This window comes from Xenophilus sp., from assembly GCF_044462705.1.
GTDB classification, from domain to species: domain Bacteria; phylum Pseudomonadota; class Gammaproteobacteria; order Burkholderiales; family Burkholderiaceae_C; genus Xenophilus; species Xenophilus azovorans.
In genome coordinates this window covers 9,176-30,532 of record NZ_JBIQNC010000020.1, presented here as the reverse complement: position 1 = coordinate 30,532, position 21,357 = coordinate 9,176, and the positions used below count along the sequence as shown (strand labels likewise).

Sequence of the window (21,357 nt, the reverse complement as noted above, 5' to 3'; positions counted from 1 at the left end):
ATCTGTCATGTCCGCCTCCAACCCCGCTTCTTCCGCCGCCCCGCCTTCGCTGGGCTCCGACGCCAAGCTGATCGGCCTCGTCGGCCTGGCCCACGCCATCAGCCACTTCAGCCAGCTCATCCTGGCGCCGCTGTTCCCCTGGCTGAAGGACGCCTTCGGCGTGAGCTACACCGAGCTGGGCGCGGTGCTGACGGTGTTCTTCGTCGTCTCCTGCGCGGTGCAGGCGGCCTCCGGCTTCGTGGTCGACAAGCTCGGGCCGCGGCCGGTGCTGTTCGTCGGCCTGGGCTGCCTGGGGCTGGCGGCGTTCGTCTACGCGCTGGCACCCAACTACTGGGTGCTGCTGGCCGGCGCCGTACTCGCGGGCGTGGGCAACGGCGTGTTCCACCCGGTGGACTACACCCTGTTCAACCGCAAGGTGGCGCCCACGCGGCTGGGCCATGCCTACAGCGTGCACGGCATCACCGGCAGCCTGGGCTGGGCGCTGGCGCCGGCCTTCGTGGTGCCGATCGCCATGGGCTGGGGCTGGCGCACGGCGCTGGCCGCGGCCGGCGTGCTGGCCCTGGTGGTGCTCGCCGTGCTGTGGTTCAACCGCGGCGTGCTGGCGCTGGACGTGAAGGCCGTGCACAAGGCCACCGGCCAGGGCGACGGCGCGCCGGCCGCCGGCACCTTCGACTTCCTGCGCATCCCGGCGGTGTGGATGTGCTTCGGCTTCTTCTTCTTCTACGCGATGGTCATCAGCATCGTGCAGACCTTCGCGCCGGCGGCGGCCGGCCAGTTGCATGCGGTGCCGGTGGCGCTGGTGGCGATCTGCCTGACGGTGTACATGGTCGCCAGCTCGGTGGGCATGGTGGCGGGCGGCTTCCTGGCCGCCGACCCGTCGCGCTGCGAGCGCATCGTGGGCATCGGCTTCGGCGTCGCGGCGGTGTTCGCGCTGGTGATGGCGCTGGCCGACTTCCCGCCGGTGGTGGTGCCGGTGCTGTTCGGCGCCATGGGCTTCGCCTCGGGCATCGCGGGCCCCTCGCGCGACCTGCTGGTCAAGCGCTCCACGCCGGCCAACGCCAGCGGGCGCGTGTACGGCGTGGTCTACGCCGGGCTGGACATCGGCCAGGCCGTGGCGCCGCTGATCTTCGGCCCGCTGATGGACCACGGCCGCTACGGCGCGGTCATCCTCGGCCTGGCGCTGGTGCAGGCGGTGCTGATCGTCAGCGCCTTCAACGTGCGCCGCGTGCGGCGCGAGGCGCTGCCGCTGCCGGCCTCCGCTTGAGCGACGGCCTGTCCCTGTACCTGCTCGTGGCGCTGGGCGCCGGCATCGCCGGCTTCGTCCAGGGCCTGTCGGGCTTCGCCTTCGGGCTCACGGCCATGTCGATCTGGGCCTGGTCGGTGGAGCCGCGGCTGGCGGCGGTGCTCGCCACCTTCGGCGCGCTCACCGGGCAGGTGATCGCCGCCGTGACCGTGCGGCGCGGCTTCGACATGCGTGCGCTGCTGCCCTTCGTGATCGGCGGGTTGGTCGGTGTGCCGCTGGGCGTGTGGCTGCTGCCGCACCTGGACGCGGTGCTGTTCAAGGCCTGCCTGGGCGCGCTGCTGGTGCCCTGGTGCCTGGCCATGCTGTTCGCCCGCAGCCTGCCGCGCGTGCGCTGGGGCGGCCGGCCGGCGGATGCCGTGTCGGGCCTGCTGGGCGGCGTGTGCGGCGGGGTGGGGGGCTTCACCGGGCCGATCCCCACGCTGTGGTGCACGCTGCGCGGGCTGGAGCGCGACGCGCAGCGCGCCATCATCCAGAACTTCAACCTCTCGATGCTGGCCGTGGCCTTCACCCTGCAGATCGGCGCCGGCCACGTGCCGGTGGCCATGCTGCCGATGCTGGCCATCGTCGCCGTGTGCGTGCTGGTGCCGGTGCTGCTGGGCGCGAGGCTGTACGTGGGCCTGAGCGAGCTGGCCTTCCGCCGCGTGGTGCTGAGCCTGCTGACCGTCTCCGGCGTGGTGCTGCTGGTCTCGTCGGTGCCCGCGCTGCTGCAGCGCGGCTGAGCCGCACGCCGCACAATCCGCGGCATGACCGCGACGCAGTACTGGCTGATGAAGTCCGAGCCCGACGAGTGCTCGATCGACGATGCGCTGGCCGCCCCCGGCCGCACGGTGCCCTGGACCGGCGTGCGCAACTACCAGGCGCGCAACTTCATGCGCGATGCGATGCGCGTGGGCGACGGCGTGCTGTTCTACCACTCGAGTTGCCCCGAGCCCGGCATCGCCGGCATCGCGCGGGTGGCTTCCGGCGTGCGCCCGGACCCGACGCAGTTCGATCCCGCCTCGCCCTACCACGATGCGGCCTCCAGGTCCGATGCGCCGCGCTGGCTGCTGGTGGACGTGCAGGCCCTGCGCAAGACGCGCCTGCTCGGCCTGCCCGAACTGCGCACGGTGCCTGAGCTGGCCGGCATGCGCCTGCTGCAGCGGGGCAACCGGCTGTCGATCACGCCGGTGACGCCCGAGGAGTGGCGGGTGATCGAGCGGCTGCTGGCGGCATGAAATGAAACACCCCCCAAGCGGCTTCGCCGCTCCCCCTCTCTCGCCTTCGGCGGGAGGGGGCGCACCCGGCGGCCTGGCCAAGCCAGTTCCGCGGGTGCCCTTGCATGGTCTGCTCCGCGGCCTTCGGAGCGGAGAAGGGCGTTCTGTTTCGTAGGCTGCGGGTGGCGCGCAGCGCAATGGATAACTGACGTTAAAAAGGACGAAGGAGATTCCCATGACGGACAAGAAGGCCATCCTGGTCATCGGCGCCGGCGACGCCACCGGCGGCGCCATCGCCGAGCGCTTCGCGCGTGAGGGCTACGTGGCGTGCGTGACACGGCGCAGCGCCGACAAGCTCCAGCCCCTGGTCGACCGGATCCGCGCCGCGGGCGGCGAGGCGCACGGCTTCGGCTCGGATGCGCGCAAGGAAGAGGAGATGGTGGCCCTGGTGCAGAAGATCGAGGCCGAGATCGCGCCGATCGAGGTGGCGGTCTTCAACATCGGCGCCAACGTCCGCTTCGGCATCGCCGAGACGACGGCGCGGGTGTACTACAAGGTCTGGGAGATGGCCTGCTTCGCCGGCTTCCTGATGGGGCGCGAGGCCGCCAAGGCGATGCTCCCGCGGGGCCGCGGCACCATCATCTTCACCGGCGCGACGGCCAGCCTGCGCGGGCGCGAGGGCTTCGCGGCCTTCGCCGGCGCCAAGCACGGGCTGCGCGCGCTGGCGCAGAGCATGGCCCGGGAGCTCTGGCCCAAGGGCATCCACGTGGCGCACCCGATCGTCGACGGCGCCATCGACACCGAGTTCATCCGCAGCAACTTCCCCGAGCGCTATGCCACCCGGGCGCAGGGCGGCATCGTCGATCCGGCGCACATCGCCGAGCTGTATTGGCAGTTGCACATGCAGCCGCGCGATGCGTGGACCCACGAGACGGAAGTGCGTCCGTGGATGGAGCCGTGGTGAGCAGAAGCTGCCTTCACGCCGCCGGCAGCACCTCCAGCACCTTCTCCTTCGGCCGGCACAGCCGCGTGCCCAGCGGCGTGACGACGACCGGGCGTTCCATCAGGACCGGGTGCGCCACCATGAAGTCGAGCAGCTGCGCGTCGGTCCACTTGGGGTCGTCCAGGCCCAGTTCCTCGTAGGGCGGGGCCTTCCGGCGCAGCAGGTCGCGCGCGGAGCCGCCCATGGCGGCGACCAGCTCGGCCAGGCGCTCGCGGCCCGGCGGGGTCTTCAGGTACTCGACGACGGTCGGCTCGATGCCGCGCTCGTGCAGCATGGCGAGCACGTTGCGCGAAGTGCTGCAGCCGGGGTTGTGATAGATGACGTAGTCGGATGAGGGCATGCGCCGATGATAGGGAGCGCAGCGCCATACTCGCGCCCATGCTGCGCCGATTCGCCGTCTTCCTTCCGCTCGCCTGCGCTGCGGCGGCCGCGGCCGCGCAGTGGGTGGAGGAGGTGCCCTTCATCACCACGCCCGACCACGTCACGCTCGGCATGCTGGAGCTGGCGGGCGTGGGCCCCCGGGATCACCTGATCGACCTGGGTTCGGGCGACGGCCGCATCGTCATCACGGCGGCGCGGCGCTTCGGCGCCAGCGGCCTGGGCGTGGAGATCGTGCCGGAACTGGTGCAGCGCAGCCGTGCGCATGCGCAGCAGGCGGGCGTGGCGGACCGGGTCGCCTTCCGCACCGAGGACCTGTTCCAGACCGACCTGTCGCGCGCCACGGTGGTCACCATGTACCTGCTGCCGGAGATCAACCTGCAGCTGCGGCCGCGCCTGCTGGCGCTGGCGCCGGGCACGCGCATCGTCTCGCACGACTGGGACCTGGGCGATTGGCGGCCGGACCGGACGGCCACGCTGCCCGTGCCCGACAAGGCGGTGGGCCGGGAGAAGCTCAGCCGCGTGCACCTGTGGCGGGTGCCGGCGCCGGTGGACGGCCTGTGGTGCGCCGGGCCGGTGGCATTGCGCATCGCACAGCGCTTCCAGCACTACCGCGCGCAGATCGAGGGGCCGGTGCCGCACCGGTGGGAGGGGCGCATCCACGGCGCGCAACTGCCGCCGCCGGTGGGCGGGCCGCCGCGCCCCGGTCTGCGCTGGCGCGAAGGCGTGCTGGAGGTGGCGCAGGGCGCGCCCGGCGTGGCGCCGGGCAGCCGCTTCACGCAGGCCGAAACCGCGGCCTGCCCGGCGGGCTGAGCGCCGCTGCAGTTCAGTCGTCTTCCCAGCCGGGCGAGAAGGGAAAGCGCTCGGCCCAGAACGCGGCCAGGGCCGGCAGCGCATCGACGCGGCGCACGGCGCCGGCCATGAAGGGCGCCTCGGCATAGAAGCGGCGCCGCTTGGGCGTCCAGCGCGAGGCGACGGCGACGTACAGGTCCAGCAGGCTCGGGCGCTCGCCGAGCAGCCAGGGCCGCTCCGGCGCGCCCAGCGGGCGGATGCCCGCGTCCATCAGGCGCCAGCATTCGGCGATGCGCTCGGCCGAGCGCTCCAGCAGCACCGCCTGCGCGGTGGCGTCGGCGGTCAGGCGGCCGGGCGCGTCGCGCACCCAGAACAGCGCATAGATCTGCGTGGCGACGTAGCTCATCCAGCGCAGGTACTGGCCGCGCAGCGGGTCGCCGGGCAGGGGCGCCAGGCCGGCCTCGGGGTGCCGGTCGCCCAGCCAGACCAGGATGGCGGCGCTTTCGGTGAGCAGTTCGCCCTCGGGCGTGACCAGGGCCGGCACCTGGCGTGCCGGGTTGACCTGCCCGGCGCGCTCGCGCTCGGCTTCGCCTTCCCAGGGCGCGATGTCCACCGTGCGCACCGGCAGGCCGATCAGCGTCATCGCCGCATGGATGGGGGTGGCGCCCGAACCGGGCGCGCCGTAGAGGGTGTAGGGTGTGGATGCGTCCTGTGCCATCGGGCCAGTGTCGCGGCCGGGCAGGCGGGCGGCAAGGGCCTGCCGCGCCTGTGCCCGCGGCGCGTTCAGGCCGCGATCAGCGCGTCCACCCGCGCCAAGCCCTCGATGGTCTTCACGCAGGCCTCGGCCGCCTCGGTGCCCTTCACGGCGAAATGCCGCTGGAAGTACTTGCGGTGCTCGATGTGCTCGTGGAAATGGTGCGGCGTGAGCACGGCCGAGATCATCGGCACGCCGGTCTCCAGCTGCAGCGCCATCAGCGAGCTGACGACGGTGTTGGCGACGAACTCGTGGCGGTAGATGCCGCCGTCGACCACCAGCGCGCAGCACACCACCGCGGCGTAGCGGCCCGAAAGGGCGAGGCGCTTGGCGTGCAGCGGGATCTCGAAGGCGCCGGGCACGTCGAGCACGTCGATGCGCTCGCGCGGCACGCCCAGGCGCGCCATCTCTTCGAGGAAGGCGTCGCGCGCCTGGTGGACGATCTCCGCATGCCACTGGGCTTCGACCAGCGCGATGCGCCTGTCGCTGCCTGTCATGAAGGAGGAGAGGGGAAGGTCGTTGAGCTGACTCATGGTTTGCCTTTGGTAGGAAGGGTTGCCTGAATCAGGGCGCACGAAAGAACGGCCGCACCGCACACGCGCACAAGAGAGCGCGGGCGGGTCGCCGCATTTCGCGCTCTCTTTCATCCGGACTGTGACCGTCGGCCCCGGGATCGCACCGGGTCTGCTGACACCGCACCTCGTTGCGAGGCATGGCCGCTCGCGGGCTCGTGCGGCTGCCCTTGCGAGGCGCCGCCATCACCGCCGGTGGGGAATTGCACCCCGCCCTGAGAACGCTTGCGGCCCCGCTGGAGTCGGGGCCGCCGGGGGATTCTAGACAGCTGCGGGAAACCGCGCTGTCACTCGGGCGGCTGCGTCAGCGCCTGGGCCGCGGCGCTGCGGCCGCGCTCGCTGTACACCATGTACAGGCCCGAGCCCACCAGCAGCGCGATGCCGGCCCAGGCCCAGGCGTTGGGCACGTGGCCCCACACGCCGTAGCCCAGCAGCACGGCGAACAGCAGCGAGCTGTAGCGGAAGGGCGCGGTCAGCGAGATCTCCGCCAGCCGCAGGCTGCCGATGAGCAGCAGGTAGGCCGAGGTCAGCAGCGACGCCGCCGCCGCGAGCAGCGCCAGGTGCCACCACGCCACCGGCCGCCAGCCCTGCCACAGCAGCATCGCGCCGCCGAAGAGGCCCAGCGCCACGGCGCTGGACAGCGCGATGACCAGGGAGGGCACGGCGGGGTCGATGCGCCGCGTGAGCAGGTCGCGCACCGCGTGCAGCAGCGTGCCGGTCACGCACAGCAGCGCCCAGGCGTTGAAGCCGTCGCCGGTGGGCTGCACCACGGCCAGCACGCCGGCGAAGCCCAGGCCCACCGCCGACCAGCGCGCGGCCGAGGCGCGCTCGCCCAGCAGCAGCACGGCCAGCACCGTCATGAACACCGGCGCCGCCAGGTTGATGGCGGTGGCGTTGGCCAGCGGAAGGTGGAACAGCGACAGCAGGTACATCGAGGTGCCGAAGGCGTCGGCCACGCTGCGCCACAGCACGCGCGGGCCGCGCGCCAGGCCGAGCTGCCGCGTGGCGCCCGTGTGCCGGGCAACCAGCAGGATCAGCGCCGCCGCGATCAGGCTGCGCAGCAGGATGACCTGCCCCGAAGGCAGCGACTGGCTGACGAACTTGACCAGCGCGTCGTTGGTGGCGAAGCAGGCGGAGGCGCCCACCATCAGCACGATGGCGCGGCGGGCGGGGGAGCGGGGGGTGGGGGAGGAGGTCGGCATGGGCAGCAGCAAGCGCGCGAGGGTAGCGCGGCGGCGCTGCCCGCGCCGCCGCGGGGCTACACCGCGCTGCGGTGGCGCTCGATGCAGGTCGCCAGCGTCTCCTCGCCGCTGCGCTGCCACCAGTCCTGCGCGGAGAAGATCTCGACCTCGCTGAAGCCGGCGAAGCCGGCGTCTTCCACCCAGCCGCGGATCTTCTTCAGTTCGATCACGCCGTCGCCCATCATGCCCCGGTCGTTGAGCAGGTCGCGCGTGGGCGCGAGCCAGTCGCAGACGTGGTAGGCGAGCAGGCGCTCCCGGCCGGCGCGTTCGGTCTGCTGGTGCAGCTTCGGGTCCCACCAGACGTGGTAGACGTCCAGCGCCACGCCCAGCATGCCGCTGCGGGCCGGGTCCAGCTCGTCGCACAGGTCGAGCGCATGCTCCAGCGTGTTGATGCAGGCGCGGTCGGCCGCCTGCATGGGGTGCAGCGGCTCGATGGCCAGCGGCATGCCGACCTCGCGCGCGTACGCCAGCGAGGCGGCGATGCCGTCGCGCACCTCGCCGCGCGCGCGGGCGATGTCCTTGTAGGCCGGCCTGCCTTCCAGCGCGCCGGGCAGGGCGCCGACCACCAGCACCAGGCAGGGGGCGTCGAGCGTCTTCGCCTCGTCGATGGCGCGGCGGTTGTCGTCCAATGCCGCTTTCAGGCCGGCCGCGTCGGCGGCCGGGAAGAAACCGCCGCGGCAGTAGCCGGAGAGCGCCATGCCGTGCGCCTTCAACTGCCGCGCCACGGCGTCGAGGCCGGCCGCCGCCACCTGGTCGCGCCAGGGGCTGATGGCGCGCACGCCCTGCGCCGCGCACTGGTCGATGATCTTCGCGAGCGGCACTTCCGCGCCGTGCTGCCGGCGCAGCGTGGCGGTGTTGACGGAGAGCCAGTCGTGGTCGGCGGAGAAGTCGCGCATGTCAGTGCCCGTCCGGCCGCCCGAAGGGCACTGAGCGCCCCCTCGGGGGGCAGCGATACACGAAGTGATGAGCGTGGGGGTTCATGTCATTCCACGCCGTAGGTGGCCAGCAGCGTCTTCATGCGCTGCACCGCGAGTTCGGGCCGCTCCAGCAGGTCGGCCGCGTCCGCCAGGCGGAACAGTTCGGCCAGGTGTTGCAGCGAGCGCGTGCTCTGCTGGCCGCCCACCATCGTGAAGTGCGACTGGTGCCCGTTGAGCCAGGCCATGAAGACCACGCCCGTCTTGTAGAAGCGCGTGGGCGCCTGGAAGATGTGGCGCGACAGCGGCACGGTGGGGCCGAGGATGGCGTGGAAGCGCTCCGTGTTGCCGGCCGCCAGCTCGCCCAGCGCGGCGCTGGCCGCCGGCGCGATGGCGTCGAAGATGCCCAGCAGCGCGTCGCTCCTGCCGTGCGTCGGCTCGCTGCCGAAGCCGTCGCCGGCGATCAGCTCGGCGTAGTTGAAGTCGTCGCCGGTGTACATGCGCACGCCCGGCGGCAGGCGCCGGCGCATGGCGATCTCCTTGTCCTTGTCGAGCAGCGAGATCTTGATGCCGTCCACCTTGGCGGCATGCGCGGCGATGATGCCCAGCGCCGTGTCCATCGCGGCGTCCAGGTCCTGCGTGCCCCAGTAGCCGGCCAGCGCCGGGTCGAACATGTCGCCCAGCCAGTGCAGCACCACCGGCTGCTTCGCCTGGCTCAGCACGCGGCCGTAGACGCGCTCGTAGTCGGCCGGGCCGGTCGCCACGCGGGCCAGGGCGCGGCTGGCCATCACGATGAGCTTGCCGCCCAGCGCCTCGATGGCGTCCATCTGCTCCTCGTAGCCGCGGATCACGTCGTCGACGCTCTTCACGGCGTCGATGTCGAGGTGGTCGGTGCCGCAGCCGCTGGCGACGAAGGCGCCGGGCACGTCCTTCGCGGCGTCGAGCGAGCGGCGGATCAGCTCCAGCGAGGTCTTCCAGTCCAGGCCCATGCCGCGCTGTGCGGTGTCCATCGCCTCGGCCACGCCCAGGCCCAGCGACCACAGGTGGCGGCGGTAGGCGATGGTGGCGTCCCAGTCCACCGCGGCCGTGAGCCAGGGGTCGACGGCGGCCAGCGGGTCGGCCACGACGTGCGCGGCCGAGTAGGCGATGCGGTCGAACTTCACGCCCGCGGGCGGCTTCACCGGCACGCTGCCGCGCAGTGTGTAGGTCTCGATCGCGCGGGCGGCCGTGGGCAGTCGCAGGGTCAGTGCCATGGCGTGCTCCGCGGCGTCAGACGGCCAGCGCCGGCACGTCGATCCAGCGCCGCTCGCCCCAGCTCTGCAGCGCGGCCTCGACCAGCTGCACGCCCTTGGCGCCCTCGGGCAGCGTCCACTTGTAGGGCGCGTCCTCCACCACGTGGCGGATGAAGTGCTCCCACTGGATCTTGAAGCCGTTGTCGTAGACCTGCGAGTCCGGGATCTCCTGCCACTGGTCGAAGAAGTTCATGGTCTGCTTGATGTCCGGGTTCCACACCGGCCGCGGCGTCGCCACGCGCGACTGGGCGCGGCACTCCTGCAGCCCGGCCACGGCCGAGCCGTCGGTGCCGTCGACGTGGAAGGTCACCAGGTCGTCGCGCCGCACGCGCGTGACCCAGCTCATGTTGATCTGCGCGATCACCGGCTCGCCGTTGTGGCCGGTCAGTTCGCAGGTGGCGTAGGCGGCGTCGTCGGCGGTGGCCTCGTAGGGCTGGTCGTTCTCGTCCCAGCGCTTCGGGATGTGGGTGGCGCCCAGGCAGCTCACCGACTTCACCTCGCCGAACAGGTTGTCCAGCACGTAGCGCCAGTGGCACATCATGTCCAGGATCATCCCGCCGCCGTCTTCCTTGCGGTAGTTCCAGCTCGGGCGCTGGATGGGCTGCAGGTCGCCCTCGAACACCCAGTAGCCGAACTCCAGGCGCACCGAGAGCATGCGGCCGAAGAAGCCGGCGCGGCGCAGCATGTCGAGCTTGCGCAGGCCGGGCAGGAAAAGCTTGTCCTGCACGGCGCCGTGCTTCAGCCCCCTGGTCCTGCCGGCCTCCTCGGCCAGCCGGGCGATCTCCACCGCCTCGTTGAGGTTGGTGGCGATGGGCTTCTCGCAGTAGACGTGCTTGCCGGCGCGGATCGCCTTGGCCAGCAGGGTGGGGCGCATCTGCGTGGTACCGGCGTCGAAGAAGACGGTGTCGTCGGGGTTGGCCAGCGCGGCGTCCAGGTCGGTGCCCCAGCGCGCGATGCCGTGCGCCTTGGCCAGCGCCTCGATCTTCTCGGCGTTGCGGCCGATCAGGATCGGGTCGGGCATCACCTTGTCGCCGTTCGAGAGCGTCACGCCGCCCTGGGCGCGGATCGCCACGATGGAGCGGATCAGGTGCTGGTTCATGCCCATGCGTCCGGTGACGCCGTGCATGATCAGGCCGAGTCGTTGGGTTGCCATGTCTTTTGCCTCAGGGATGAAGGGTGGGGAAGAAGAGCGTCACTGCGCGGGCGAGAGGCCGGCCGCCTTCACCAGCGCGGCGTTGCTCTTGATCTCGTCGCGGATGTAGGCGTCGAAGGCTTCGGGCTTGAGCGTCCAGGCGTCGGCGCCCAGCTTCAGGAAGCGCTCCTTGACCTCCGGCGTCGCCAGGGCCTTGACCACCTCGTCGTGCAGGCGGTTGACGATGGCGCGCGGCGTCTTGGCCGGGGCCATCATGCCGATCCAGAAGTTGAACTCCGAGCCGGGCACGCCGGCTTCGGCCGTGGTCGGCACGTCGGGCAGGGCGGCGGCGCGCCGGGGCGAGCCCACGGCCAGGGCGAGCAACTGGCCCTCGCGGATCTGGCCGATCACCGGCGCGATGGGCGAGAAGTAGTAGTCCACCCGGCCCGCGAGCACCTCGCTCACGGCTTCGCCGGAGCCCTTGAACGGGATGTTGGTCGCGTCGATCTTCGCGGCCATCTTGAACTTCTCGGCGTTCAGGTGCGTGGCGCTGCCCTGGCCGGCGGAGGCGAAGTTCATCTTGCCCGGCTCGGCCTTCGCCTTCGCCACGAGTTCCTGCACCGACTTGACGCCCTTGGCCGGCGAGATGACCAGCACGTTGGGCGTGGTGCTGATGGGCGTGACGGGCGCGAAGTCGGCCAGCGTGTCGAAGGGCAGCTTGGCGAAGGTGGACGGACTCACCGTGTGCGAGGACGAGTGAATCATGATCGTGTAGCCGTCGGGCGCGGCCGAGGCCACGACCTGCTGGCCGATGGTGCCGCTGGCGCCGCCGCGGTTGTCCACCACCAGCGTCTGGCCCATGCTCTGGCCCATCTTGTCGGCGATGGCGCGCGCAATGATGTCGGTGGTGCTGCCGGCCGCGAAAGGCACGACGACGCGGATGGGCTTGTTGGGGTAGCCGTCCTGCGCCTGGGCAGGGGCGGCGATGGCGAGCGCGGCCAGTGCGGGAAGGAAGATGGCGAGTTTCACGGTTGTCTCTCCGGGTGCCTGGGTTAATTAACTAATTGGTGAATTGATGGCTATTCTAGGGGTGATGCATGGACGGCTTCAAGACTTGCCATGCCGTGGCGTCTGATGGTTTCCCCCAATAAATGGAGGGGTCGGCGCGGAATCGGCGTGCCGGGTGGTTCGCGAGGCGGCCGAGGCGCGCTGTGCGGGCTGTCTGGAAATTAACTATTTGGTGACTTATTGCGGCCCGGCGATCGGCTGCAGCGTGTCCCACAGCGGATGGGCGGCCGTGGCGAAGCCGACGGCGGCATGGAGGCTGCGCAGGCCGATCTGTCCGCCCTGGATGTGCAGGCGCGGCCGGCCGGGCGGCTGGTACAGGTCGGCATGGGCGGCGGCGAAGGCCTGCGCCTCGGCGGGCGGCGCGGTGCCGAAGCCGTCGACGTAGTGGTGGCCGTTGCGCTCCACGTGCGCGAGCCCGAGCAGGCTGACCAGCGCCAGGTCCTGCTGCACGGCCAGGCCGGCCTGCGTGGTCAGGTCTTCCGCCGACATGAAGTAGACGGCCTCGCGGCCCTCGCGTAGGGCCTGCTCGTTGAGCTGCCGGCAGCGTGCCGCGTTGAGCACCGAGCGGTAGATGCCCTTGCACGCCTTGCTGGAGACGCCCGTGTAGCCGCAGGCCAGCGCGCGCGGGAAGGCGTCCAGCGTGGCGTCGGACTCGTCGATCAGCACCGGCCGCATCGCGGCCAGCGGGTGCACGTCGCTGTCCAGCGCGATGGCGCGCGGCAGCGGCTGCTCGATGTAGAGCGTGGCCTGCGCGAGCCGGCGCAGGGCGGGCGTGCGTTCCACCTGCTGCCAGAAGGCTGCGGCCGACGCGGCATCGGCGAACTGCTCGTTGCCGTCCAGCGTGACTTGGTAGTCGGGCAGGCTGTCGTCCAGCACCTGCGCGATGCGCGTGAGGCGCGCGATGTCGGCCTCGGCGTCGCCGGCGACCTTGAGCTTGAAGTGGCGGCAGCCGGTGGCCGCCACCACGTCCTCCAGGCTCTCGGGCAGGCCGTCGTCCAGCCGCTGCGCGATGTCGGCGCCGGTGATCGGGTCGAGCATGCCGACCGTGTGCCGCAGCGCGACGGCGGGCGACGGCGCCAGGTTCGCCAGGAAGGCGTCGATGTCGAAGCCGGCGAGGTCGCCCGTCAGGCGCGCGTCGATGCCCGGCAGGTTGCGCTGCATCGCCTCGTGGAAGGGCAGGCCCTGCGCTCGGCACAGCGCGTCCAGCAGGGCCTTGTCGATCAGGGCGGGGCCGAAGCAGGCGATCAGCGGGTTCAGGCCCTGCCGCGCGGCGGTGTCGATCTGCGGCTGGTAGTGCGCCGCGAAGTGGCCGAAGGCGTCGCGCTCGGCCGCTTCGGCCGCGCCGCCCAGGTAGGCATCGCGCGCCAGGCGCAGCGAGGCGCGCAGCTGCTCGAAGTTGTCCTCGTTGCTCAGGGCCAGGTTCTTGTCGAACCACTTGGGGGCCAGCAGTTCGGCGGCGGCGCCCTCGGCCTCGCGTCCGTCGGCGGTGGCGATGCGCACCCGCGCGAAGGCCTGCGGGCAGGCCGTCAGCGTGACCACGCCGAAGCGGAAGGGCAGGCGCATGCGCACGCCGCGTTCGTAGAGCTGGATGTCGGTGATGCGGAAGGGAACGGACATGGCGGCGAGAGGGATTGCTTCAGCAGTCGAGCGCCTCGCGCAGCCCGCGCAGGTAGCCCGCGGCGAAGGCCGCCGCACCCGGCCCGTCGGGCACGTAGTCGAAGGGCTCGACGCCGATGGCGCCCGCATAGGCATGGCGCTTGAGCGCGGCGAGGATCGGCGCGAAGCGCATCCCGCCCTGGCCGGGGGCGCGGCGGTTGGGGTCGTTGACCTGCACGTGGCCGATCAGGCCGGTGGGCAGCCAGCGGTCGATCAGCTCGGGCACCGGTGCCGATTCGGCCAGGCCCGCGGCGCTGCAGTCGAGCATGGTGCGCAGGGCGGGTTCGTTCACCGCGCGCACCAGGCCGGCCGCCTCCTCGATGGTGTTGACCACCTCGGTCTCGTGCCGCGACAGCGGCTCGATGCAGTAGACCAGCCCGTGCGCCGCGGCCGCGCGGGCGGCGCGCGCCAGCCCTTCCTGCAGCCGGCCCAGGGCGGTGGCCTTGTCTTCGCCGGGCGCGACGGCGCGCTGCCTGGGCGAACCGTGCACGAGCACGGCGCCGCCGAGTTCGGCGCACAGCCCCACCAGGCGCTCCATCACCTGCAGCGTGCGCTCGCGCAGCGCGGCGTCGGGATCGGTCAGCGACAGGCCCTCGGGCCGCACCAGCAGCCAGTGCAGCCCGGTGACCACCAGGCCGAAGGACTCGACCGTGGCCCGGATGCGCGCCGCCTGCGCCGTGGTGATGCGCTCGGGCGCGTCGTCCAGCGTGAAGGGCGCGATCTCCAGGCCGTCATAGCCCAGCGCCGCCGCGTACTCGCACTGGCGCGGGAGCGGCAAGGCCGCCAGCACCTCGTTGCACAGGCCGATCCTCATCAGGTGCCCGCCTTGCGGCCGAACAACGCGGCGATGCGCCCGCCGATGGCGCCGGCGAAGGACTTCACCGCGGCCTTGAACGAGGGCAGGTACATCAGCAGCGTGAAGACGGTCACCGCGGCGAACACGATGCAGATCGGTCGGGTGAAGAAGGGCGCGATGCTGCCGTCGGACAGCACCAGCCCGCGGCGCAGGCTCTTGTCGAGCAAGTGACCCAGCACCAGGCCCAGCACCAGCGGCGCCATCTCGTAGCCGCGGCGGCGCAGGAAGAAGGCGCCGATGCCGATCGCCAGCATCACGTACACATCGAACAGGCGTGAAGCGGTGGCGAAGGCGCCCACCGTGCACAGCACGAAGACGATCGGCATGAGGATGCCGCGGCGCACCTTCAGCACGTGCAGCAGCGGCCGCACGCCGAACAGGCCGAACAGCAGGATGGTGATGGAGGCCAGCGTGGTCATGGCGACCACGTGGTAGATGAAGTGCGGGTTCTGGATCATCAGCATCGGCCCGGGCTGCACGCCGTGGATGATCATGGCCGCCATCAGCACCGCCGAGGGTGCCGAGCCGGGGATGCCCAGGGCCAGCGAGGGAATGATGTGGCCGGGAATGGAGGACATGTCGCCCGTCTCGGCCGCCATCAGCCCGTCGATGGAGCCCTTGCCGAACTGCTCCTTCTCCTTGCTCACGGCCTTGGCCGCGGCATAGGACATCCAGGCGCCGGCGTCCTCGCCCACGCCGGGCAGCAGGCCCGTCGCCACGCCGATGATGCCCGAGCGCAGCACCGTCCAGCGGTACTGGATCACCTCGCGCCAGCGCGGCAGCACCGAGTCCTTCATGTCGATGATCTTGCGCTCGATCGGGTCGGCCAGCGTGGTCAGCACCTCCGCCAGGCCGAAGGCGCCGACCAGCGCCGGGATCAGGCCGATGCCGCCGGCCAGTTCGTCCCAGCCGAAGGTGAAGCGGTCGTAGGCGTAGAGGCTTTCCTGGCCGACCTGTGCCAGCAGCAGGCCGAGCAGGCCCATGAGCCAGCCCTTGATCGGGTCGTCGCCCACGATGCTGCCCGACATGGTCACGCCGAACAGCGCCAGCCAGAAGAACTCGAAGGCGCCGAACTTGAGCGCCACCTCGGCCAGCAGCGGCGTGAACAGCGCCAGGCAGACCACGCCGATCAGCGTGCTGACGAAGGCACCGCTGGTGGCGATGCCGATGGCGCGCCCGGCCTGGCCCTGCAGCGCCAGCGCGTGGCCGTCGGCGCAGGAGGCGGCGTTGGCCGCGGTGCCGGGGATGTTCAGCAGGATGGCCGTGCGCGAGCCGCCGTACAACGCGCCCACGTAGGAGCAGATCAGCACCAGGATGGCGTCGTTGGGGCTGAGCTTGATGGTCAGCGTGGTCAGCAGCGCGATGGCCAGCGTGGCCGACAGCCCCGGCAGGATGCCCATCACGATGCCGACGAAGGCGCCGCCCAGCCCGTAGAGCAGCGTCATCGGGTTGAGAAAGCTCAGATAGGCTTGGCCGAGGTCGGTGAGGCCCTGCAACATGAGTCAGCTCTTGAGAGAGAGGGAGGGAGGAGAGGCCGCCGCGGCGCCGCGAGGCGGTTTCAGGGAAGGCGGACCAGGAAGACCTGCTCGAAGACCAGCGAGATGACGAGGGACACGCCGACGCCGATGGCCAGGGCCTTGGCCCATGCGCGCAACCCCAGCCGCCGCTCGGCCTCGTCCAGGCTCAGCCGCTGGAACAGCAGGATGGACGCGGTGACGTAGATGGACGAGGCGAGCCAGAACGGCAGGCCGTGCCCCACCAGCACCACCGAATAGCCCGTGCACAGGGCGATCGTCAGGCCGACGCGGCGGCGCTGCTGCGCCCGCATCGGATCGGCGGCATGCGCCTTCGGCCGGAGGGCGCCGCGGCGCCAGCTGCGCACGGCCATGGCGGCGCCCAGCAGGATCAGCGCGATCCCCAGCAGGCCCGGCAGCAGGCCGGGCACCGTGTAGGGGTTGATGCCCTGGCTTTCCAGCCGGTCCATCGTGATGGAGCCGATCAGCGTGGCCACGCCGAGCGCGGTCCAGCCGATCGCGTCCTTGAAGTCGGCGCGCGGCGAGGCGGCTTCCTCGCCGTGCGCTTGCTGCGTGCCAGCCTCGTCGGAGGAACTCATCGCCGGCGCGTCAGGGCTTGGGGATGCCGACCGTGTCCGGCGAGACCTTCGCCTTGCCGGCCGCGAACAGGTTCCAGGCGTTGGCCTGCACCGCGGGCGCCACGGCCTTCTGAGCGGCGTCGCCGGAGAGCGGATCGAACAGCGCGCCGCGGCTCAGGGCGTACTTCTTCAGCGCCTCGCTCTTGGGGATGCTCTCGGTCCAGATCTTCTGCACCGTCTGCACCACCTCGTCCGGCACGCCCTTGGGGATGAAGATGCCGAAGTAGTTGGGCGGCGCGGTGAAGCCGGGCACGCTGTCCGACAGCGGCGGGATGGTGCCGTAGCCCTCGATCTCCAGCGGCTTGCTGCTCACCGTGGCCAGGGCGCGCAGGCGCTTGCCGCGCAGCATGTCGGCCTGTTCCACCGCCAACTGGGTCGTCACCTCGGTCTCGCCCGCCACCGTGGCCACCACGGCGGGGTTGCCGCCGTCGTAGGCCACCTCGCGGTACTTCACGCCGGTGGCCTTGGTGATGAAGTCCATCGCGTTGTGGCCGGCCGAGGTGACGCCGGCGGTCGCCACCGAGATCTGCCCCGGCTTGGCCTTCATGGCGTCGATCAGGTCCTTGGCCGTCTTGTAGGGCGTGGAGGGGTTGACGCCGATCACCTGGATGTTCGCCACCGAAAGGAACAGGTGCCAGTCGCTCATGCGCGTCTTGAGCGAGCCCAGCGTCTCGTAGGCGCCCAGGTCCTGCGCGGCGCCTGCCGTCCAGGTGTAGCCGTCCTTCGGTGCGTCCAGCGCGCTCTTGGTGCCGATGGCGCCGGATGCGCCGGGCTGGTTGACGATCACGATCGTCTGGCCCAGCGCCTTCTCCAGCTCGATGGCGGCGACGCGCGTGACCTGGTCGGTGGAGCCGCCGGCGGCCCACGGCACGATCAGGTTGATGGGGCGAGAAGGCTTCCACTGCGCGAACGCGCAGGAGGCTGCCAGCGACAGGGCGGTGAACAGGGCGGTCCGGCGGGTCAGGCCTGCGAGCGAAGACACGGTCATGTGGAAATCCCTCGTGTTGCAATTAACTAACGAGTGAATTGTGGTGTCTTCGAGAAAGAAAGGTCAACGCGTCGGCGGCCTCAATCTTTCAGGACATACCCTAGGATGACGTCGCACATGTGCGAGAGCCGCTCGGCGCGCGCCTTGTGCGACATCAGGTCGCGCCCGAAGATCGCCGACAGCGTGTGGTTGTTGGACAGGTAGAAGTAGGCGATGCCGGCGATCGAGATGTAGAGCTGCACCGGGTCGATGCCGCCGCGGAACAGGCCGTCGCGGCGGCCGCGCTCGAGGATGTCGCCCAGCGTCTGGACCAGCGGCGAGTTCATCTCCTGCACGCGCTGCGACTTCTCCAGGTGCCGCGCCAGGTGCAGGTTGGCGCTGTTCAGCAGCGTGATGAACTCGGGGTGTGCCAGGTAGTACTCCCACGTGAACTCGGTGAGCCGGCGCACGGCGGCGGCCGGCTCCATCTCCAGCAGGTGCAGTTGCTTCTCGGCGTTGCGGATGTCGGCGTAGGCCTGTTCCAGCACCGCCAGGAACAGGTCGTCCTTGCTGCCGAAGTAGTAGTAGATGAGGCGCTTGTTGACCTCGGCGCGCTCGGCGATGCGGTCGACGCGCGCCCCTGCCAGGCCGAAGGACGCGAACTCCTCGCGCGCGGCCAGCAGGATGGCGGCCTGCGAGCGCTCGGCGTCGCGCAGACGGGGTTCGGTGGCGATGGGAGGGGCGCTCATGCTGTTTTATTCACTGTACGGTTAATTGAGGGGCGTCGCAATCATGGCTGCCGATAATCGCCCAACTGCACACACCCTCCCGATCATGACCCCTCAGCTTGCCGGCCACCTTCTCGTCGAATGCCTCGTCGCCCAGGGCGTCAGCCACGTGTTCGGCGTGCCGGGCGAGAGCTACCTCGCTGCGCTGGACGGATTCCACGACCACGCCGACCGCATCCGCTTCGTCATCTGCCGGCAGGAGGGCGGGGCCGCCTTCATGGCCGAGGCGCACGGCAAGCTCACCGGCCGGCCGGGCGTGTGCTTCGTCACGCGCGGCCCCGGCGCGACCAACGCCTCGATCGGCGTGCACACCGCCTTCCAGGACTCGACGCCGATGGTGCTGCTGGTCGGCGACGTCGGCAGCGACTTCCGCGACCGGGAGGCCTTCCAGGAGGTGGACTACGCCAGCTTCTTCGGCCCCAGCACCAAGGGCTTCGCCAAGCGCGTGGAGCGGGTGGACGAGGCGGCGCGGCTGCCCGAGTACGTGGCGCGCGCCTTCGCCACCGCCATGAACGGCCGTCCCGGCCCGGTGGTGCTGGTGCTGCCGGAGGACATGCTGCGCACCCCCGTGCAGGCCGTGCCGCTGCCGCGGGTGGCGCCGGCCCTGGCCTGGGCAGACCCGGCCGGCCTGGATGAACTGCGCGGGATGCTGCTGGCCGCGCAGCGCCCGCTGGTGATCGCCGGCGGCGGCGGCTGGACGCCGCAGGCCGCGCAGGCGCTGCAGCGCTTCGCGGAGCAATGGCAACTGCCGGTGGCCAACGCCTTCCGCTTCCAGGACACCTTCGACAACCACCACCCGCTGTACGCGGGCGACGTCGGCATCGCCATCAGCCCGAAGCTGGCGGCGCGCGTGCGCGAGGCCGACCTGGTGATCGCCGTCGGCCCGCGCCTGGGCGAGATGACCACCGGCGGCTACACGCTGCTGGAGGCGCCGCGGCCGAAGCAGAAGCTGGTGCACTTCCACGCCGACGCGGAAGAACTCAACCGCGTCTACCAGGCCGACCTGGCGTTCAACACGACCATGAACGCCGCCGCCTGCGCGCTCGAGACGCTGGCGCCGCCGCCCGAGCTGCCCTGGCGCGCCTGGGCCGAGGCCGCGCATGCCGGCTACGAGGCCAACCTGGTGCCGCAGCCGCTGCCCGGCCCCATCGACATGCCGGCCATCGTGCGCAGCCTGCAGGCGCACCTGCCCGCCGACGCCGTGCTGACCAACGGCGCCGGCAACTTCGCGAGCTGGATCCATCGCTTCTTCCGCCACCACGGCCTGGCCAAGGGCTTCAAGACGCAGCTCGCGCCCACCAGCGGCGCGATGGGCTACGGCGTGCCGGCCGGCGTCGCGGCCAGCATCGCGACCGGCCGCGTGGCCTTCACCATCGCCGGCGACGGCGATTTCCTGATGAACGGGCAGGAACTGGCCACCGCCGTCCAGCACGGCGGCAGGAGCATCGTCGTGCTGCTGAACAACGGCATGTACGGCACCATCCGCATGCACCAGGAGCGCGAGTACCCCGAGCGCGTGAGCGGCACAGCGCTCGCCAACCCGGATTTCTGCGCGCTGGCGCGCGCCTACGGCTATGCCGCCGAGCGGGTGACCGAGACGGCGCAATTCGAGCCGGCGCTGCTGCGCGCGCTGGCCTGCGAGACGGGCACGCTGATCGAGATCCCGCTGGACCCGGAGGTCATCACCACGCGCGGCACGCTCAGCGCCATCACGCGGGCGGCGCAGGGCAGAAGCTGAAGCGCAAAAGAAAAAGCCGGCTTACGCCGGCTTTTTCGTGGGGCTGGATCGGCTTACTTGACGTGCTTGCCGATCAGCGAGGCCAGTTCGAACATCGACACCTGGGCCTTGCCGAAGATCTCCTTGAGCTTGGCGTCGGCGTTGATCATGCGCTTGTTCGCCTTGTCCTGCAGGCCGTTCTTCTTGATGTAGTCCCACAGCTTGGAGACGATGGCGGTGCGCGGCAGCGGGGTCGAGCCCACCACGGCGGCCAGCGCGGGGCTGGGGGTCAGGGCCTTCATGAAGGCGGCGTTGGGGGTGCGCTTCTTGGCGGGCGCCTTCTTCGCAGCGGCCTTCTTGGCGGGAGCCGCCTTCTTCGCCGGAGCAGCCTTCTTGGCCGGGGCGGCCTTCTTCGCCGGGGCCTTCTTGGCGGGAGCCGCCTTCTTCGCCGGTGCGGCCTTCTTGGCCGGCGCTTTCTTCGCCGGTGCCTTCTTTGCAGTTGCCATGGTTGATTTCCTTTTGGTTTGGACAGAACGTTCTGCCAATGAAAACGCAGTCTCCACTGGCATTGCGGATGCTAAGGGAGAAAAAACGCGTTTCCAAGGGAGATCGCTGATTTTTCATTGGGAGTTGTTGTTTTTTTCGAGTGCGTTTTCCCTCGGGGAAGGGCGCGGCGGCGCCCGTGCGCTCAATGCACGGCCTGCGCGGCGGGGCGCCGGGCGGGCCAGGTGGCGAGCAGCACACCCGCCAGCGCGAGCGCGAAAGCGGCCATCTGCAGGGGCGCCAGGGGCTCGCCGAGCACCAGCACGCCCACCATCGCGGCGCTCACCGGCAGCATCACGGTGAACACGCCGGCCCGTGCGGCGGGCACGCTCTTCAGGCCCGTCATCCACAGCCACACCGTCCAGACGCTGGCCGCCAGCGCGTAGACGAGCAGCAGCAGCCACAGGCCCGCGCCTACCGCGCCGAAGTCGAAGCGCAGCGCCAGCCACACGCCGAAGGGCGTGGACAGGACGAAGCCCCAGAGGTTGATGAGCGAGGAGATGCGCTTGGGGCCCAGCCGCCCGGTGAGCGACTTGCCGATCACCGCGTACGAAGCCTCGCACAGCACCGCGCAGAAGATCAGCAGGTTGCCCAGCCAGGGCATGCGCGGCGGCGCGCCCGTGCTCCCCGGCGCCGCGCCGTGGGCGGGCGAGAGCGCCAGCAGCCCGATGCCCAGCGCCGCGCAGGCGATCGCCGCGACGGTGCGCGCGCCGATGCGCTCGCGCAGGAACAGCCAGCTTCCCACGGCCACCACCGCCGGGATCGAGGCCATGACGACCCCGGCCGACACGGCGCTGGTCATGGTCACGCCGAACAGCATGCACACGGAGAAGAGGAAGTTGCCGAGGAAGGACTCCAGGAAGACCAGCGCGCGGGTGCGGCGCGTCATGGGCGGCTCGCCCGGCGGGCGGCGCAGCCAGTGCGGCATGGCCAGCGCCGCGATGCCGAAGCGCAGCCACGCCAGCAGCATGACGGGGAACGCGGCGGTCAGCGGCTTGGACAGCGCCACGTAGGCGCCGACCAGCGACATGCTCAG

General features: G+C 71.1%; 21 protein-coding genes, 1 pseudogene and 1 riboswitch. Of the genes and pseudogenes, 6 read left to right on the top strand and 16 right to left on the bottom strand.

All coding sequences use genetic code 11. The annotated features are described in order from the left end of the window. Positions 1-7: 7 nt before the first annotated feature. The 4 genes from ACIY1X_RS05840 (at position 8) to ACIY1X_RS05825 (ending at position 3,460) form a co-directional block, all read left to right on the top strand. Positions 8-1,264, top strand: a complete 1,257-nt coding sequence (locus ACIY1X_RS05840; protein WP_399678838.1) for an MFS transporter — start codon at positions 8-10, stop codon at positions 1,262-1,264. Further along, on the top strand, positions 1,261-2,022 hold the full coding sequence (locus ACIY1X_RS05835) for a sulfite exporter TauE/SafE family protein (protein ID WP_399678835.1): 762 nt from the start codon (positions 1,261-1,263) through the stop codon (positions 2,020-2,022). Before ACIY1X_RS05840 ends, ACIY1X_RS05835 begins: the two co-directional genes overlap by 4 nt. Before the next feature lie 24 nt (positions 2,023-2,046). Further along, entirely contained in the window at positions 2,047-2,517 is a 471-nt protein-coding gene (locus ACIY1X_RS05830; protein ID WP_399678834.1) for an EVE domain-containing protein, read from the top strand. A gap of 214 nt (positions 2,518-2,731) precedes the next feature. Then, positions 2,732-3,460, top strand: a complete 729-nt coding sequence (locus ACIY1X_RS05825; protein ID WP_399678831.1) for an SDR family oxidoreductase — start codon at positions 2,732-2,734, stop codon at positions 3,458-3,460. Between the two features lie 22 nt (positions 3,461-3,482). Here the strand turns inward: ACIY1X_RS05825 and arsC are convergent. Next, positions 3,483-3,839 (bottom strand): annotated as a pseudogene (arsC, locus tag ACIY1X_RS05820) (arsenate reductase (glutaredoxin)); the annotation flags it as partial. Between the two features lie 38 nt (positions 3,840-3,877). On the opposite strand from arsC, the gene ACIY1X_RS05815 reads away from it, so the two are divergent. Next, complete coding sequence (locus ACIY1X_RS05815; RefSeq protein ID WP_399678828.1) at positions 3,878-4,690, top strand: SAM-dependent methyltransferase; 813 nt, start codon at positions 3,878-3,880, stop codon at positions 4,688-4,690. A gap of 13 nt (positions 4,691-4,703) precedes the next feature. Here ACIY1X_RS05815 and ACIY1X_RS05810 read toward each other — a convergent pair whose 3' ends face one another. The 13 genes from ACIY1X_RS05810 to ACIY1X_RS05750 form a co-directional block, all read right to left on the bottom strand. Beyond that, positions 4,704-5,387 carry a glutathione S-transferase family protein gene (locus ACIY1X_RS05810; protein WP_399678827.1) on the bottom strand — a complete coding sequence of 228 codons (684 nt, stop codon included), beginning with the start codon at positions 5,385-5,387 and terminating at the stop codon, positions 4,704-4,706. A gap of 65 nt (positions 5,388-5,452) precedes the next feature. Beyond that, a complete protein-coding gene (locus ACIY1X_RS05805; protein ID WP_399678825.1) occupies positions 5,453-5,956 on the bottom strand; it encodes a 6,7-dimethyl-8-ribityllumazine synthase in 504 nt (167 codons plus the stop codon). A 98-nt stretch (positions 5,957-6,054) separates the two neighbouring features. Beyond that, positions 6,055-6,222: riboswitch (FMN riboswitch) on the bottom strand. A gap of 60 nt (positions 6,223-6,282) precedes the next feature. Next, positions 6,283-7,197, bottom strand: a complete 915-nt coding sequence (locus ACIY1X_RS05800; RefSeq protein WP_399678824.1) for a DMT family transporter — start codon at positions 7,195-7,197, stop codon at positions 6,283-6,285. 56 nt (positions 7,198-7,253) lie between these two features. Then, on the bottom strand, positions 7,254-8,132 hold the full coding sequence (locus ACIY1X_RS05795; RefSeq protein ID WP_399678821.1) for a sugar phosphate isomerase/epimerase family protein: 879 nt from the start codon (positions 8,130-8,132) through the stop codon (positions 7,254-7,256). An 86-nt stretch (positions 8,133-8,218) separates the two neighbouring features. After that, entirely contained in the window at positions 8,219-9,403 is a 1,185-nt protein-coding gene (locus ACIY1X_RS05790) for a dihydrodipicolinate synthase family protein (protein WP_399678820.1), read from the bottom strand. Positions 9,404-9,419: 16 nt separating this feature from the next. After that, on the bottom strand, positions 9,420-10,595 hold the full coding sequence (locus tag ACIY1X_RS05785) for a Gfo/Idh/MocA family protein (RefSeq protein WP_038201117.1): 1,176 nt from the start codon (positions 10,593-10,595) through the stop codon (positions 9,420-9,422). 39 nt (positions 10,596-10,634) lie between these two features. Beyond that, positions 10,635-11,603: a tripartite tricarboxylate transporter substrate binding protein gene (locus tag ACIY1X_RS05780; protein WP_399678817.1), complete on the bottom strand. Its 969-nt coding sequence runs from the start codon at positions 11,601-11,603 to the stop codon at positions 10,635-10,637. 216 nt (positions 11,604-11,819) lie between these two features. After that, entirely contained in the window at positions 11,820-13,259 is a 1,440-nt protein-coding gene (locus tag ACIY1X_RS05775; protein ID WP_399678815.1) for an enolase C-terminal domain-like protein, read from the bottom strand. A 19-nt stretch (positions 13,260-13,278) separates the two neighbouring features. Then, positions 13,279-14,112 (bottom strand): sugar phosphate isomerase/epimerase family protein, encoded by an 834-nt coding sequence (locus ACIY1X_RS05770; RefSeq protein ID WP_399678813.1) that lies wholly within the window; start codon positions 14,110-14,112, stop codon positions 13,279-13,281. Continuing rightward, the gene (locus tag ACIY1X_RS05765; RefSeq protein ID WP_399678810.1) at positions 14,112-15,653 is read right to left on the bottom strand and encodes a tripartite tricarboxylate transporter permease; all 1,542 of its coding nucleotides are present in this window, start codon (positions 15,651-15,653) and stop codon (positions 14,112-14,114) included. The genes ACIY1X_RS05770 and ACIY1X_RS05765 overlap by 1 nt, the downstream gene beginning before the upstream one ends. A gap of 59 nt (positions 15,654-15,712) precedes the next feature. Beyond that, positions 15,713-16,267 carry a tripartite tricarboxylate transporter TctB family protein gene (locus ACIY1X_RS05760; RefSeq protein WP_399678807.1) on the bottom strand — a complete coding sequence of 185 codons (555 nt, stop codon included), beginning with the start codon at positions 16,265-16,267 and terminating at the stop codon, positions 15,713-15,715. Positions 16,268-16,277: 10 nt separating this feature from the next. After that, a complete protein-coding gene (locus tag ACIY1X_RS05755; protein ID WP_399678804.1) occupies positions 16,278-17,288 on the bottom strand; it encodes a Bug family tripartite tricarboxylate transporter substrate binding protein in 1,011 nt (336 codons plus the stop codon). An 86-nt stretch (positions 17,289-17,374) separates the two neighbouring features. Continuing rightward, positions 17,375-18,022, bottom strand: coding sequence for a TetR/AcrR family transcriptional regulator (locus tag ACIY1X_RS05750; RefSeq protein WP_399678801.1), 648 nt, complete (start codon positions 18,020-18,022; stop codon positions 17,375-17,377). Between the two features lie 85 nt (positions 18,023-18,107). Here ACIY1X_RS05750 and ACIY1X_RS05745 point away from each other — a divergent pair, with 85 nt between their 5' ends. Next, the gene (locus tag ACIY1X_RS05745) at positions 18,108-19,799 is read left to right on the top strand and encodes a thiamine pyrophosphate-binding protein (protein WP_399678799.1); all 1,692 of its coding nucleotides are present in this window, start codon (positions 18,108-18,110) and stop codon (positions 19,797-19,799) included. 53 nt (positions 19,800-19,852) lie between these two features. On the opposite strand, the gene ACIY1X_RS05740 is transcribed toward ACIY1X_RS05745, so the two are convergent. Then, the gene (locus ACIY1X_RS05740) at positions 19,853-20,284 is read right to left on the bottom strand and encodes an SWIB/MDM2 domain-containing protein (protein WP_038201150.1); all 432 of its coding nucleotides are present in this window, start codon (positions 20,282-20,284) and stop codon (positions 19,853-19,855) included. A 182-nt stretch (positions 20,285-20,466) separates the two neighbouring features. Next, positions 20,467-21,357 (bottom strand): DMT family transporter (locus tag ACIY1X_RS05735; protein ID WP_399678796.1); only part of this gene is annotated, 891 nt, incomplete at its 5' end.

Excerpts from the sequence above, each read along its gene's own strand:
- ACIY1X_RS05840 (WP_399678838.1), top strand. The coding sequence starts at position 8 with ATGTCCGCCTCCAACCCCGCTTCTTCCGCCGCCCCGCCTTCGCTGGGC.
- ACIY1X_RS05830 (WP_399678834.1), top strand. The coding sequence starts at position 2,047 with ATGACCGCGACGCAGTACTGGCTGATGAAGTCCGAGCCCGACGAGTGC.
- ACIY1X_RS05825 (WP_399678831.1), top strand. The coding sequence starts at position 2,732 with ATGACGGACAAGAAGGCCATCCTGGTCATCGGCGCCGGCGACGCCACC.
- ACIY1X_RS05815 (WP_399678828.1), top strand. The coding sequence starts at position 3,878 with ATGCTGCGCCGATTCGCCGTCTTCCTTCCGCTCGCCTGCGCTGCGGCG.
- ACIY1X_RS05810 (WP_399678827.1), bottom strand. The coding sequence starts at position 5,387 with ATGGCACAGGACGCATCCACACCCTACACCCTCTACGGCGCGCCCGGT.
- ACIY1X_RS05805 (WP_399678825.1), bottom strand. The coding sequence starts at position 5,956 with ATGAGTCAGCTCAACGACCTTCCCCTCTCCTCCTTCATGACAGGCAGC.
- ACIY1X_RS05800 (WP_399678824.1), bottom strand. The coding sequence starts at position 7,197 with ATGCCGACCTCCTCCCCCACCCCCCGCTCCCCCGCCCGCCGCGCCATC.
- ACIY1X_RS05795 (WP_399678821.1), bottom strand. The coding sequence starts at position 8,132 with ATGCGCGACTTCTCCGCCGACCACGACTGGCTCTCCGTCAACACCGCC.
- ACIY1X_RS05790 (WP_399678820.1), bottom strand. The coding sequence starts at position 9,403 with ATGGCACTGACCCTGCGACTGCCCACGGCCGCCCGCGCGATCGAGACC.
- ACIY1X_RS05785 (WP_038201117.1), bottom strand. The coding sequence starts at position 10,595 with ATGGCAACCCAACGACTCGGCCTGATCATGCACGGCGTCACCGGACGC.
- ACIY1X_RS05775 (WP_399678815.1), bottom strand. The coding sequence starts at position 13,259 with ATGTCCGTTCCCTTCCGCATCACCGACATCCAGCTCTACGAACGCGGC.
- ACIY1X_RS05770 (WP_399678813.1), bottom strand. The coding sequence starts at position 14,112 with ATGAGGATCGGCCTGTGCAACGAGGTGCTGGCGGCCTTGCCGCTCCCG.
- ACIY1X_RS05765 (WP_399678810.1), bottom strand. The coding sequence starts at position 15,653 with ATGTTGCAGGGCCTCACCGACCTCGGCCAAGCCTATCTGAGCTTTCTC.
- ACIY1X_RS05760 (WP_399678807.1), bottom strand. The coding sequence starts at position 16,267 with ATGAGTTCCTCCGACGAGGCTGGCACGCAGCAAGCGCACGGCGAGGAA.
- ACIY1X_RS05750 (WP_399678801.1), bottom strand. The coding sequence starts at position 18,022 with ATGAGCGCCCCTCCCATCGCCACCGAACCCCGTCTGCGCGACGCCGAG.
- ACIY1X_RS05745 (WP_399678799.1), top strand. The coding sequence starts at position 18,108 with ATGACCCCTCAGCTTGCCGGCCACCTTCTCGTCGAATGCCTCGTCGCC.
- ACIY1X_RS05740 (WP_038201150.1), bottom strand. The coding sequence starts at position 20,284 with ATGGCAACTGCAAAGAAGGCACCGGCGAAGAAAGCGCCGGCCAAGAAG.